We start from the raw sequence: 13,169 nt of genomic DNA, 5'->3' as shown, positions 1-13,169 counted from the left end.
CGTGATCAATATCACCACGCATCACGACGGCCGCATCCCGCCGGCAGGCGGGCGCCGCCTGGCCGTTCGGCGTCTACCTGCTCAACGGGGCGCTGTTCGTCCTGATCGGGCTCGAGGTGCAGTACGTCGTGAACGAGATCCCCCCTCGTCAGATCGGTGCACTTCTGCTGGTGACGGTCTCCGCCTGGGCCGCGCTGCTGGTGGTGCGCTACATGTTCCAACTGCTCTTCGCACCGTTCACGCGTCCTGCAGGCGGATCTCGATCCGGATCCCCACGTGGCCGGGTTGTGAGCACGGTTGCCGGTTTCCGCGGAGCGATCTCGCTCGCCATCGCTCTGTCGGTGCCGGCGACGGTGGGCGGCGCAGGTGACCTCTCCGGTCGGGATGCCGTGGTCTTCGTGACGGCCGGAGTCATCCTGCTGAGTCTGCTCGTCCAGGGGCCACTCCTGCCCGCGGTGGTGCGGTGGGCGCGCCTGCGTGATGACGGCGTCGAGGAAGACGAGTACGAACTCGCCCAGCGCACGATCTCGGGGGCGGCGCTCGCGGCGATCGATGACCTTGCCGCCGAGCATGGAATCAGTGACGGCGTGCGAGATCGTGCACGTCACGAAGGGTACGAACTGCTCGAGCTGTCCAATGCGCGGGCCTATGCGCGGCAGACCGCGAACGACAACGACCGCATCGCCGAGCTCGAGGACGTCCTCGACGATCCGGCAGCTCCCGACACCGGCCCCCTGACCGCCCCCGGGACGATCCGCCATGTCGTGACGCCGCCCGACGGCGAGACTTCGGCATCCACCCTGCACATGCTCGCCACGAGCTCGGGGATCGATCTGACCCAGCGGTCACCGATCACCCGGTTCGAGGAGGCGTCGCGACTCAAACTCGCTCTCCTGCAGCGCAAGCGGGATGTCCTGCTGCGCATGCGCCGTGATGGCACGATCGATGACCTCGTCGAACGCCGCGTGGAGACGCACCTCGACTTCGAAGAGCTCCGCCTGCGCGGCATCGAACACCCCGACTGATCCCGGACGGGATCAGCAGACGCACGGAACTTCATGTGAACGTCACCCAGCGAAGCCCCGCGCATGCCACTCTGGGACGATGCAGCGCACCGTCACGAGTCGCATCGTCCTGAACATCACCGAGACCGCCGATCTGGTCTTCGCCATCGCGGTCAGCCGCGCGTACACGCCGACCACGGAGACGCTCACGGCCACCGTGGCCGGAGTCCCGGTCGAGGTTCGCGAGATCGACGACATCCACGGCGGCCGACTACACCGCCTGACCGCGCAGCCGGGCGAGCTTGTCGTCGAGTACTCCGCGACGATCGATGGCACCGGTGCTCCCCTCGACACGGACGAAGCCGCGCCGCTCGTTTATGTCCGCCCGAGCCGCTATTCCGAGTCGGATTCGCTCGCCCCCACCGCCGCGGCCGAGTTCACCGGCATCGACGAACCGGCAGCGCTCCTCACCGCGGTGTCCTCGTGGGTCGGCACGCATCTGAGCTACGTCAGCGGTTCGTCGCTGCCGACCGACGGCGCGACTCGCACCTTGATGAACCGGCAGGGTGTCTGCCGCGACTACGCGCACCTGTGTGTCGCGCTCCTCCGAGCCTCGGGGGTGCCGGCACGCCTCGTCGCCGTCTACGCGCCGGGCCTGGTGCCGATGGACTTCCACGCGGTGGCCGAAGCATGGGTCGACGGCGCGTGGCGGGTCGTCGATGCCACCACCCTCGCGCCTCGTCAGAGCCTTGTGCGCATCTCGACGGGCCGGGATGCCGCCGACACCGCGTTCCTGAACGTCCTGAGCGGACGCGCCGACCTCGTCTCCACCGAGATCACTGCGGTCGCCGACGCACTGCCGGCCGACGACCTCGATCAGCTCGTGACAATCGGTTGAGTGGGATGAGCGCACGCATCGCGGTTGACGTCGCAGACCTCACCCGGCACTACGGATCTACCTGGCGGCGATGGTCGCCGCCGGCATCCTGCTCTCGGGGTTGCAGAATCTGGGCGTCGACATCGCGATGGAGCGCAGCGACGGCACGCTCAAGCGCCTCGGCGGCACGCCACTTCCCGTCGTCAGCTATTTCATCGGCAAGCTCGGGCAGGTGTTCGTCACCGCGACGCTCCAGGCGGCCCTCATCATTGCGATCTCCGCGCTGGTTTTCCAGGTGCCGTTGCCGACGGATGGCGGGTCGTGGGTGACGTTCGCCTGGGTCTTCGCGCTCGGGGTCACGACATCCGCCGTCCTCGGCATCGCCATCTCCGCGCTCCCCCGCAGCGGACGCTCGGCCACCGCGGTGATCATCCCGATCGCACTCGTGCTGCAGTTCATCTCCGGCGTCTATCTGACTTTCTCCATCCTGCCGAGCTGGCTGCAGTCGGTCGCGAATGTCTTCCCGCTGCGCTGGATGGCCAGCGGCATGCGCGCCGCGTTTCTGCCGGCATCCTTCGAATCGGGCGAACCCGGCGGAACCTGGGCGCTGATGACGGGCGCGCTGATCCTGGTCGCGTGGCTCGTGATCGGACTCATCGTCTGCCGGATGACCTTCCGATGGATTCGCAAGGACGGATGAAAACAGGGAACTACCCCGCGGGAACTACCTCGCAGGCCCCGCCCCGTGACACAGTGATCTCATGAAGATCTGGATCGTGCGATTCGCCTCGCTGTACGTGTTCAACCTCGTGGTGCTGTTCGTTCTCGGGTTGTTGTTGCCGAACGTCAGTGTCGGCTGGGCTGCGTTGTGGGCATCGGTGATCCTCACGGCGGCGACCCTGTGGCTGAAGCCGCTGATCTCGAAAGCGTTCACCGGCGCTGCACGGAAGTCCGCCGGCCAGCGCACCGGCCTCGCCGAGAAGCTCGTGCAGTACGGCATCGTGTTCATCGTCGAACTCATCGTCTGGATCCTCGTGGTGACCTTCTCCGGCGTCCGCGTCGGAGGCTGGTTCTGGGGCTGGGTGATCCCGCCGATCGCGCTCGCGATCGCCTGGATCGTCTACGACCTGGTCGACGACCGCATCCAGCGCACAGCGGGCGATCTCTACGACCGGGCGGATGCCGGCATCCGCGGTGCGCGCGGAAACACCGCGGAGGCGCCCACGCCGACCGCCGCTGGCCGCGAAGGCGCGGCGGAACTGCAGGACGGCCTGACCGCTGAGCAACGCACGATGCTGGACGACCTCGGCAAGAGCTGATCCACACGATCCGCGTGTGACGACCGCGTAACAAAGCGTCGCCGGATCGTACCGATGCGCGTGGGAGCGGCGAAGATGGATGCCGCCCCCCCCACACCCGAAGGAAGTCCATGACGCGTCCTGCCCTGCGCACCGTTTTCGCCGCTGCCGCCGCGGCCACCGCACTGCTGCTCGCCAGCTGCGCATCCGGATCGACCCCGGACGCCGGTGAGTCCGCCGCCGCCGACGACTTCGTCACGCCGGGCACGCTCACCATCGCCACCGGGGACATCGCGTACGAACCCTACGTGATCGGCGACGACCCGGCATCCGGCGAAGGATTCGAAGCGGCGATCGCGTACGCCATCGCCGACAAGCTCGGGTTCGCCGCAGAAGACGTCGAGTGGGTGCGTACGAGCTTCGAAGCCGCGATCGCGCCGGGCCCGAAGAACTTCGACTTCAACATCCAGCAGTACACGATCACCGACGAGCGCCGCCAGGCCGTCGATTTCTCGTCGCCCTACTACGCCGCCAGTCAGGCGGTCGTGGGCATCACCGGTGGGGCGACCGACGGTGTCGACTCGATCGCGGGGCTCAAGGGACTCTCCCTCGGCGCCATGGCCGGTTCCACAAGTGCGCAGACGATCGAAGAGGTCATCCAGCCCGACACCGCACCCCGGCTCTACGCGTCGAACGAAGACGCCGTCGCCGCCTTCAACGCGAACCAGTTCGACGCGTTCGTCATCGATCTGCCGACCGCGTTCCTGGCCACGGCGATGTACATCGAGAACTCCTACATCGTCGGCGAACTCCCCGTCGGCGGCGTGGCCGATGAGTGGGGTGTGGTGCTGGCGAAGGACTCGCCGCTGACCGAGCGCGTCAGCGCGGCGATCGACGAGCTGCGTGCGGACGGCACGCTGGAGGCGATCACCGACGAGTGGCTGGGAGCGGGCCTGGGCGTCACGCTGCTCCAGTGACCGGAGCGCACTGCAGCGCCTCGTCGAGTACCGTCGTTTCGTGACCGTGCACACCCCGAGCGAGCTCGAACTCGAGCGGCGCGCGTACCGCGCCGGGCGAGCTCGACGTTCGGTGTTGGTCGCGATCGCCTCCACGATCGCCTTCGCCCTGATCGTCTGGGTGACCGTCATCAACACACCCGGCTGGGCGTCAGTCCAGGCATCTTTCTTCGATCCCGAGATCGCGCTCGCCTCGTTCCCCCGCATCTGGGAGGGGTTCCTGCTGAATCTCACCGTGCTCGGGCTGTCGGTCGTCACGGTCGGAGTCTCGGCGCTCACGCTCGCACTTGTGCGCACCCTCCGCGGGCCGGTGTTTTTTCCGGTGCGCGTTCTCGCCGCCGCGTATACCGATATCTTCCGAGGTCTGCCGTTCATCATCGTGCTGTACCTGTTCGGTTTCGGGCTTCCCACACTTCTGGGAGAACGCATCCATCCGATCGTCCTCGGCACGATCGCGGTCACCCTGACCTACTCGGCCTACGTGTCGGAAGTGATCCGGGCGGGCATCGAGGCGGTGCACCCGTCGCAAACGCTCGCCGCCCGCGCGCTCGGCCTCGGCTATACACGGACGATGCGCACCGTCGTGTTGCCGCAAGCGCTGCGCAAGATGACCCCGCCGCTCATGAACGACTTCGTCGCCATGCAGAAGGACGTCGGTCTCATCTCCATCCTCGGTGCCGTCGATGCGGTGCTGGCGGCGAAGATCGAGTCATCGCAGACCTACAACTTCACGCCGTACGTGGTCGCCGGCATCCTGTTCATCCTGCTGGCGATTCCGACCGTGCGTCTGACGGACTGGTACACCGCGGAGTTGCGCGCGCGCGAGCAGGCGGGGGCGATCCTGTGACCGCGCTTCTGCACGCGGCGGACCTCTGGAAGTCGTTCGGCGCCCAGCATGTGCTCCGTGGCGTCTCGGTCTCGCTCGAAACGCACCAGGTTGTCGCCCTCATCGGGGCGTCCGGCTCGGGAAAGTCCACGCTGCTGCGCTGTCTGGGCCTGCTGGAACCCATCGACGACGGCCAGATCCTGCTGGACGGAGAGGACATCTCCGACCCGCGCGTCGACGGCAACCGCGTGCGCGCGCGCCTGGGCGCCGTATTCCAGAGCTACAACCTGTTTCCGCACCTCTCCGTGCTCGACAATGTGACTCTCGCCTCGCGGGTCGTCCATCGCGTGCCGCGCCGGGCCGCTGAAGAGCGCGCGATGGCGCTTCTCGAGCGCATCGGCCTGGCCCCGCTCGCCCGCGAGCATCCCGACCGACTGTCGGGTGGCCAACAGCAACGGGCCGCGATCGTGCGCGCGATCGCCACCGACCCTGAGGTGCTGCTGCTCGACGAGATCACCTCAGCGCTCGATCCGGAACTCGTCGGCGAGGTCCTCGAACTCGTGCGCGACCTCGCCGCCGAGGGCGCGACCATCCTGATGGCCACGCACGAGATGGCCTTCGCCCGCGATGTCGCCGACCGCGTGGTGTTCCTCGATGAGGGCGTGGTGCTCGAGCAGGGCACACCGGCCGAGGTGTTCGGCGCGCCGCGCGAGCCCCGCACCCGCGCATTCCTCTCCCGCTTCACCACCTGACCGCGGGACTTTCTGACGTGTCAACATGGTGACATCTCATTAAGTCAACTGGTTTACTCAGGGGATGACGACCCGCATCACGTTCACGCTGCACGAACTGGTCGCCGCCCTGGACAGCTACGCCGACCGCGTATGAGGAGAGCGGTTCGGCGTGAGCTTCAACCACTTCGTCTTCTTGGCGGTCCTCTCCGATGTCGAGCCCGCCGCGGAACCCACCCCCGGAGCCGCATCCTCATGACCTCGCCCGCGCACATCCTGGTCGTCATCGGCTCGCCGATCGCCGACAGCTTCACCCACGCTCTGGCCTCCGCTTACGTCGATGCCGCGCGCACCGGCGGCGCCGAGGTCCGCGTCGTCGATCTCTCCCGCGACACGGTCCCGCAGCATCCTGCCATTCGGGGCGAATTGCGGATGCCGCGCACCTCGGAAGACGTGCCGCTTCCCGATGACGTCGCGGCCTCTGTCGCCGGGGTCGCGTGGGCGGATCATCTCGTGTTCTTCTTCCCGCAGTGGTGGGGCGCGTACCCCGCCGCGATGAAGGCGTACATCGATCGCGTGTTCCTGTCGGGCTTCGCGTTCCGCTACCGCGAGCGGGGCAGCCTGTGGGACAAGCTCCTCACCGGGCGCACCGCCCGCATCGTCATGACGATGGACTCCCCCCGCGCGTGGAACGCGTGGATGTACCGCGACGCCGCGATCCGCACGCTGCGCACCGCGACGCTGGAATACTGCGGCGTCCGGGTGCGAGGAGTGACTCGCCTCGCCGCGGTGCGTCACAGCTCCGCGACAACGCGCGAGCGGTGGCTGCGTCGTATGGCCGCCTTCGGCGCGAAAGACGCTCGGGGTGTCACCGCGATGGCGCGGGACACCCTCGTGTCCGCGTGACCGTCAGCGCGCGGCGCGCTCTGCGGCCTCGACCACGTTGGTCAGCAGGAGGGCAACCGTCATCGGGCCCACACCGCCCGGGTTGGGCGAAAGGTATCCGGCGACCTCGGCCACGTCGGGGTGGACGTCACCTCGGACGACGGATGTCCCCGTCTCCGGGTCGGTCTCGCGGGTGACCCCGACGTCGAGCACAGCGGCGCCGGGCTTGACATCCTCGGCGCGGATGAGATGGGCGACACCGGCCGCCGCGACGATGACGTCCGCCTGCCGCAGGTACCGGCCGGCATCCACCGTGCCGGTGTGCGTGAGCGTGACGGTCGCGTTCAGCTCTCGGCGGGTCAGCAGCAGCCCGATCGAGCGTCCGATCGTGACGCCACGGCCGACAACGACGACGTGCTTGCCCTTCAGGTCATAGCCGTTGCGCAGCAGCAGCTCGATGACGCCGCGCGGCGTGCAGGGCAGCGGGGTGTCGATCGGGCTGTTGACGTTCAGCACCAGGCGCCCGAGATTGGTCGGGTGGAGGCCGTCGGCATCCTTCGCCGGGTCGATCCGCTCGAGGATCGCATCGGTGTCGATGTGCTTCGGCAGCGGCAATTGCACGATGTAGCCGTGGCAGGTCGGGTCGGCGTTGAGCTCGTCGATCAGCGCCTCGACCTGCGCCTGCGTCGCATCGGCCGGTAGCTCGCGCTGGATCGAGTTCATCCCGAGCGCCTCGGACTGGCGGTGCTTCATCCCGACGTAGAGCTGGGATGCCGGGTCTGCTCCCACCAGCACCGTCGCGATGCCCGGGACCACACCGCGCGCCGCCAGCGCCGCGATCCGCTCGGCGAGCTCGGCCTTGATCTCGGCCGCCGCGGCCTTCCCATCCAATGTGACAGCAGTCATGCTCTCTCCTCGTTCGTCGTCTCCACCCGGCTCCCCGGACCGCGAGACACCCCTTATGCCCCGAGACACTGAATGCCCGCGCGTGTCTCGGTGCACCAGACGTGTCTCGCGGACGCGCAGGACTGCCCGCGCGGGGGGGATGCCGGGTTACTGGTGGAGGTTGGGGTACAGGGGGAAGGCCGCCGCGAGCGCGGCAACACGGGCGCGGAGCGCGGCGACGTCGGCGCCGGGCAGAAGCGCCAACGCGATGATGTCGGCCACCTCGGTGAACTCGGCATCACCGAAGCCGCGGGTTGCGAGCGCGGGCGTGCCGATGCGGAGGCCCGAGGTCACCATCGGCGGGCGCGGGTCGTTGGGCACGGCGTTGCGGTTGACCGTGATGTGGATCTCGTGCAGCAGGTCTTCAGCCTGCTTGCCGTCGATCGCCGCGTCGCGGAGGTCGACGAGCACGAGGTGCACGTCGGTGCCGCCGGAGCGGACGGCGATGCCGGCATCCTTCACGTCCTGCTGCGTCAAGCGCTCGGCGAGAAGGGCAGCGCCGCGGACGACGCGCTCCTGACGCTCCTTGAATTCGGGCGTCGCGGCGAGCTTGAACGCGGTCGCCTTCGCAGCGATGACGTGCATCAGCGGACCGCCCTGCTGACCCGGGAAGACGGCGGTGTTGATCTTCTTGGCGAGGTCGGCGTCGTTCGTCAGGATGAAGCCCGACCGCGGACCGCCGATCGTCTTGTGCACGGTCGACGAGACGACGTGCGCGTGCGGGACGGGCGACGGGTGGATGCCGGCGGCCACGAGCCCGGCAAAGTGTGCCATGTCGACCCACAGCAGCGCGCCGACCTCGTCGGCGATCTCGCGGAAGCGCGCGAAGTCGAGCTGACGGGGGTAGGCGGACCATCCGGCGATGATGACCTTGGGCTGGTGCTCGCGGGCGAGGCGGGCGACCTCGTCCATGTCGATGACCGAGGTTTCGGGGTCGACGCCGTACGCGACGATGTTGTACAGCCGGCCGGAGAAGTTGATCTTCATGCCGTGCGTCAGGTGCCCGCCGTGGTCGAGCGAGAGCCCGAGCAGCGTGTCGCCGGGGCGCGCAATCGCGTGCAGCACGGCTGCGTTGGCCGTGGCGCCCGAGTGCGGCTGGACGTTGGCGAACTCGGCGCCGAAGAGGGCCTTCGCACGCGAGATCGCGAGCTCCTCGGCAACATCGACCTCTTCGCAGCCGCCGTAGTAACGACGGCCCGGGTAACCCTCGGCGTACTTGTTGGTCAGCACGGAGCCCTGCGACTGCAGCACCGAGACGGGCACGAAGTTCTCGGAGGCGATCATCTCGAGATAGCCGCGCTGGCGATCGAGCTCGCGCTCGAGGACCTCGGCGATCTCGGGGTCGACCTCCGCGAGCGGGGCGTTGAAGTAGGAGTCAGTCATGGGGTCCTCCGGTGGTTGAGTGCCGCCGCTCGATGGCTGCGGCAAATCGAAACCACGGCCGACCCAGGCGAACGGTCGAAATGCCATGTCGATCGCTCCCTGGTGGTGGCCCACCTCAACGCCAGTTGCGACCTGTCGAGCATATCGGATGCCCGCTCGATAAGCTCTCCTGAGGCCTTTTGTTAGGACCCTTTACTTGACATGATGGAGTGATCATGACTGCGCCGCACCTCGTTCCCACACCCACCTCGATGACCGCCCTGCCGGAGGCAGCGTTCCGCATAGGGTCCGGGGCTGAGATCACCGGCGATCCCGCCGCGGTCGCGGCGTTGCAGCGCCACCTCGATCCCCTCCCCGCCGCGCCCTCGAGCGGCTCCATCGACCTGTCGGTCCAGGCGGGCGGCCCGGCCGGGTCGTACCGGCTCGCGGTGGGTACGGCATCCGTCGCCGTGACGGGCGCGGATGCAGCCGGACTCTTCGCCGGTATCCAGACCCTCACCCAACTCCTCGCAGAGGGCCCCGACGGCTGGACGATCCCCGCCGTCCGTATCGACGACGCACCCCGGTTCCTCCGCGATGTGTTCGCGGAGGTCGCGGCTCTGACGCCCGGGCCATATCTGCACTTCGGCGGGGATGAAGCCCTCGGCACCGACCCGGCCGACTTCGCGGAGTTCGTCGCGCGCGCCTCGGCGCTCGTCGTCGCCACGGGCAGAACCCCGATCGCCTGGCACGAGGCGGGCGCGGCGGACGGCCTCGCGCCCGGAACCATCGGTCAGTACTGGGGCTTCGTGTCGCCGACCGACGGCATGGACGACAAGACGCGGCGATTCGTCGCCGGCGGCGGCCGCATCATCCTCTCCCCCGCCGATGCGATCTACCTCGACATGAAGTTCGATGCGGCCAGTCCCCTCGGGCTCACCTGGGCGAACGGCCCGACGAGCCTCCGTCGCGCGTACGAATGGGACCCAGCGACAGTGATCGATGGGATCGGCGACGCGGAGATCCTCGGCGTCGAGGCTCCGCTGTGGACCGAGACCGTGCGGGACCTCGCCGACATCGATGCGTTGGCGTTCCCGCGGATCGCGGCGGCGGCCGAGGCGGGATGGTCCGCACCCTTCGGGGCGACGCCGGAACGCACCTGGGAGTCGTTCCGCACGCGCGTCGCAGCACTCGAGCCACTCTGGACACGGCTCGGCATTTCGTTCACCCCCGTCGCCGAGGGCGAACCCGCATGAGCGTGGTCATCCACTCGGCGCGGCTCGTCGATGAGGGACAGATCACGACGGATGCATGGGTATCGTTCGCCAACGGTGTCGTCAGCGCGCGGGGCACGGGCGCCGGGTGGCGCGAGATCACCGCGGCGGCGGTCGTCGACGCGGGGGGCGATGTGCTGAGCCCGGGCCTCATCGACATCCACGGCCACGGCGGTGGAGGCGCCTCCTACGACGACGGCGTGGAGGCGATCCGCACCGCGCGTGCCGTGCACCTCGCGCACGGCACGACGCGCGCCGTGCTCTCCCTCGTCACCGCCTCGGTCGAGGATCTTGTCGCCCGCGTGGCCGTGATCGCCGACCTCGCCGAGCGCGACGTCACGATCCTCGGGTCGCATCTGGAAGGCCCGTTCCTCGACCCCGGTCACAAAGGTGCGCACACCGAGGGTCTGCTGCGTGCTCCGGATGCCGCATCCGTCGACCGGCTGCTCGACGCCGGGCGCGGCAGCATCCGTCAAGTAACGCTCGCTCCGGAGCTTCCCGGAGGGCTTGCCGCCGTCGCCCAGTTCGTCGCAGGCGGGGTTGCGGTCGCCGTGGGGCACACGAATGCGACGCGCGATCAAGCCGCTGCGGCCTTCGCCGCGGGCGCGACGCTCCTCACCCACGCGTTCAATGCCATGCCCGGCATACATCACCGCTCTCCCGGCCCGGTCCTGGTCGCGATGCAGGATCCCCGCGTCACGCTCGAGCTGATCGCCGACGGCATCCACGTGCACCCGGACGTCATCGCGCTCGCCTTCGCCGGGGCGCCCGGACGGATCGCGCTCATCACCGATGCGATGGCCGCCGCCGGCGCCCCCGAGGGACACTACGAACTGGGCGGCCTCGCGGTGACCGTGCAGGACGGTACCGCGCGCCTGGATGCCGACGGCGCGATCGCCGGGTCGACGCTGACGCAGGATGCCGCGCTCCGGCTCGCGGTGGAGTGCGGCATCCCTCTTCCCGATGCGGTCGCCGCGGCCACCGGGGTGCCCGCGCGCGCGCTGGGTCTGGACGACCGGTACGGATCGCTGCGTGTGGGCGCCGCCGCCGACGCGATCCGGTGGGATGACGGGTTGCACGTCCGCGACGTCTGGGTGGACGGCATCCGGCGCGTCGGTTGATCCACGCCGCGTAAACTGGGCGCATGGCCGATCTCCCCACTGTTCGCCCCGAGAAGCCGGCCGAGCCGCTCCCCGCGGGCACCCGGCCGCCGCTCGATGCCGTCGCGATCGTCGCTTTCCTGTGCGAGCTGTTCGCCTTCGGCACGCTCGCAGTCTGGGGCTTCACCGCCTGGCCGTTCCCCTGGAACATCGCCGTCGGCATCGCCGCCCCGGTGCTGGCGATTCTGCTGTGGGCCTTGTTCGTCTCGCCGCGCGCCGTGTTCGCCGTGCATCCGTTCGTGCGCGCGTTCGTCGAACTGCTCGTCTACGCCTCGGCGACGATCGTCTGGTGGACGAGCGGTTCGCCCTGGATCGGCCTCGCCTTCGCGGTCGTCGCGGTCACGGTGGGTCTCATCTCCGGGCGTCGCCGGCTCGCATGAGCGCCGACGTCGTCGCCCTTCTGCGCCACGCGCTGGGCGATCGCGTCGACACCTCCGCCGCCTCGCGGGAACACGCCCGCGCCGACAAATCCGGCCACGCGGCTGAGGGAACACCCCTCGCCGTCGTGCACGCGGCATCGGTCGAGGATGTCCAGGCGACGCTGCGGATCGCCTCGGCCACCCGAACTCCCGTCGTCACCCGAGGAGGCGCGACCGGCCTCGCCGGCAGCGCGAACGCGGGCACGGGCGAGATCGCCCTGTCGGTGCGGTCGATGGACCGGATCCTCGAAGTGCGCCCCGACGACCTCCTCGCCGTCGTGGAACCCGGCATCCTGAACGCGGACCTCGACCGCGCCCTTGACGCCCAGGGACTGTGGTGGCCACCCGACCCCGCGAGCCGCGAGATCTCGACGGTGGGCGGCAACATCGCCACCGGCGCCGGTGGACTGCTGTGCGCCAAGTACGGCGTCGTGCGTGACTCCGTCCTCGCTCTCGATGTCGTCCTCGCCGACGGCCGGCTGTTACGGCTCGGGCATCGAAGCGTGAAAGGCGTGACGGGACTCGACCTCACGGCCCTGCTGATCGGCTCGGAGGGAACGCTCGGGGTCATCGTCGGCGCGACCCTGAAGCTCCGCCGCCGTGTGCCGGGCGAGACGCGCACGCTCACTGCCATGTTTCCGGGCGTGCGCGACGCTGCGGTCGCGTCGGCCGCCGTGACCGCGTCGGGCGTGCAGCCGGCGATCATGGAGCTGATGGATGCCGCATCCCTCGCGGCCGTGCACGCGCTTCTCACGTTGCCGCCACCGAGTCCCGGCACGACCCAGCTGATCGTGCAGACCGATGGTCCGGCGGCGAGCGCCGAAGCGGAGGAGATCGCCGCCGTTCTCGGGGGCGCCGGCGGAACAGTGCGGATCGCCGCCGACGATGCCGAGGCCAAGCAGTTGTGGCGCGTGCGGCGCTCGATGCATCCCGCGATGGAGACGCTCGGCACGACGCTCATCGAAGATGTCTCGGTGCCGCGGAGCGCCCTGCCGGAGATGTTCGATGAGATCACTCGCGTCGAGCAGGCGTATGGACTCACCATCCCGACCGTCTGCCATGCCGGCGACGGCAACCTGCATCCGAATTTCGTGTTCACCGGCCCCGACGTGCCGGATGCCGTGTGGGCCGCCGCGGACGAACTCTTCCGGGCCGCGCTGCGCCTAGGCGGCACGCTCACCGGTGAGCATGGAATCGGCGTCCTGAAGCGCCGATGGCTGCGCGACGAGCTCGGCGACGACCAGTGGGAGCTGCAGCGCCAGATCGCTCGCGTGTTCGATCCGGCCGGCATCCTGAACCCCGGGAAGGTCTTCGCTCAGAGCGCCGACGGATAGATCTGCGCCGACGGTACCGCGATCTCGCGCGCGCCGCC

The 13,169-nt window shown here is 69.1% G+C and carries 14 protein-coding genes and 1 riboswitch; of the genes, 12 read left to right on the top strand and 2 right to left on the bottom strand.

Translation table 11 applies throughout. The features are described 5' to 3' along the window. The first annotated feature begins 116 nt into the window (after positions 1 to 116). The 8 genes from Q0653_RS11485 to Q0653_RS11450 all read left to right on the top strand — a co-directional run bounded on the left by Q0653_RS11485 (position 117) and on the right by Q0653_RS11450 (position 6,658). Complete coding sequence (locus tag Q0653_RS11485; RefSeq protein ID WP_298944687.1) at positions 117 to 1,025, top strand: hypothetical protein; 909 nt, start codon at positions 117 to 119, stop codon at positions 1,023 to 1,025. A 79-nt stretch (positions 1,026 to 1,104) separates the two neighbouring features. After that, positions 1,105 to 1,902, top strand: coding sequence for a transglutaminase family protein (locus Q0653_RS11480; protein WP_298944686.1), 798 nt, complete (start codon positions 1,105 to 1,107; stop codon positions 1,900 to 1,902). A gap of 55 nt (positions 1,903 to 1,957) precedes the next feature. Beyond that, positions 1,958 to 2,581, top strand: a complete 624-nt coding sequence (locus tag Q0653_RS11475) for an ABC transporter permease (protein WP_366521997.1) — start codon at positions 1,958 to 1,960, stop codon at positions 2,579 to 2,581. Positions 2,582 to 2,642: 61 nt separating this feature from the next. After that, positions 2,643 to 3,200 (top strand): hypothetical protein, encoded by a 558-nt coding sequence (locus Q0653_RS11470; RefSeq protein ID WP_298944685.1) that lies wholly within the window; start codon positions 2,643 to 2,645, stop codon positions 3,198 to 3,200. 110 nt (positions 3,201 to 3,310) lie between these two features. Next, positions 3,311 to 4,156, top strand: coding sequence for an ABC transporter substrate-binding protein (locus Q0653_RS11465; protein ID WP_298744439.1), 846 nt, complete (start codon positions 3,311 to 3,313; stop codon positions 4,154 to 4,156). A 40-nt stretch (positions 4,157 to 4,196) separates the two neighbouring features. Then, positions 4,197 to 5,042: an amino acid ABC transporter permease gene (locus Q0653_RS11460; RefSeq protein ID WP_298944684.1), complete on the top strand. Its 846-nt coding sequence runs from the start codon at positions 4,197 to 4,199 to the stop codon at positions 5,040 to 5,042. Next, positions 5,039 to 5,773 (top strand): amino acid ABC transporter ATP-binding protein, encoded by a 735-nt coding sequence (locus Q0653_RS11455; RefSeq protein WP_298944683.1) that lies wholly within the window; start codon positions 5,039 to 5,041, stop codon positions 5,771 to 5,773. The genes Q0653_RS11460 and Q0653_RS11455 overlap by 4 nt, the downstream gene beginning before the upstream one ends. Before the next feature lie 234 nt (positions 5,774 to 6,007). Continuing rightward, entirely contained in the window at positions 6,008 to 6,658 is a 651-nt protein-coding gene (locus Q0653_RS11450) for an NAD(P)H-dependent oxidoreductase (RefSeq protein WP_298944682.1), read from the top strand. A 3-nt stretch (positions 6,659 to 6,661) separates the two neighbouring features. Here the strand turns inward: Q0653_RS11450 and Q0653_RS11445 are convergent, their stop codons facing one another. Then, entirely contained in the window at positions 6,662 to 7,543 is an 882-nt protein-coding gene (locus Q0653_RS11445; protein ID WP_298944681.1) for a bifunctional methylenetetrahydrofolate dehydrogenase/methenyltetrahydrofolate cyclohydrolase, read from the bottom strand. A gap of 147 nt (positions 7,544 to 7,690) precedes the next feature. Further along, complete coding sequence (gene glyA / locus Q0653_RS11440; RefSeq protein WP_298944680.1) at positions 7,691 to 8,965, bottom strand: serine hydroxymethyltransferase; 1,275 nt, start codon at positions 8,963 to 8,965, stop codon at positions 7,691 to 7,693. Positions 8,966 to 9,019: 54 nt separating this feature from the next. Continuing rightward, positions 9,020 to 9,104: riboswitch (ZMP/ZTP riboswitch) on the bottom strand. A 76-nt stretch (positions 9,105 to 9,180) separates the two neighbouring features. Between glyA and Q0653_RS11435 the strand changes: the two genes are divergently transcribed. The 4 genes from Q0653_RS11435 to Q0653_RS11420 are packed head-to-tail and all read left to right on the top strand — an operon-like array spanning position 9,181 to position 13,131. Further along, positions 9,181 to 10,200 carry a family 20 glycosylhydrolase gene (locus Q0653_RS11435; RefSeq protein WP_298944679.1) on the top strand — a complete coding sequence of 340 codons (1,020 nt, stop codon included), beginning with the start codon at positions 9,181 to 9,183 and terminating at the stop codon, positions 10,198 to 10,200. Further along, positions 10,197 to 11,339: an N-acetylglucosamine-6-phosphate deacetylase gene (gene nagA / locus Q0653_RS11430; protein WP_298944678.1), complete on the top strand. Its 1,143-nt coding sequence runs from the start codon at positions 10,197 to 10,199 to the stop codon at positions 11,337 to 11,339. Before Q0653_RS11435 ends, nagA begins: the two co-directional genes overlap by 4 nt. A 23-nt stretch (positions 11,340 to 11,362) precedes the next feature. Next, a complete protein-coding gene (locus Q0653_RS11425) occupies positions 11,363 to 11,758 on the top strand; it encodes a YrdB family protein (protein ID WP_298944677.1) in 396 nt (131 codons plus the stop codon). Next, positions 11,755 to 13,131, top strand: a complete 1,377-nt coding sequence (locus Q0653_RS11420) for an FAD-linked oxidase C-terminal domain-containing protein (RefSeq protein ID WP_298944676.1) — start codon at positions 11,755 to 11,757, stop codon at positions 13,129 to 13,131. The genes Q0653_RS11425 and Q0653_RS11420 overlap by 4 nt, the downstream gene beginning before the upstream one ends. Positions 13,132 to 13,169 lie beyond the last annotated feature (38 nt).

It is taken from the genome of uncultured Microbacterium sp. (assembly GCF_947488465.1).
Lineage (GTDB): Bacteria > Actinomycetota > Actinomycetes > Actinomycetales > Microbacteriaceae > Microbacterium.
The sequence above is the reverse complement of the archived record's forward strand: the minus strand, read 5'-3'. Positions and strand labels throughout refer to the sequence as shown.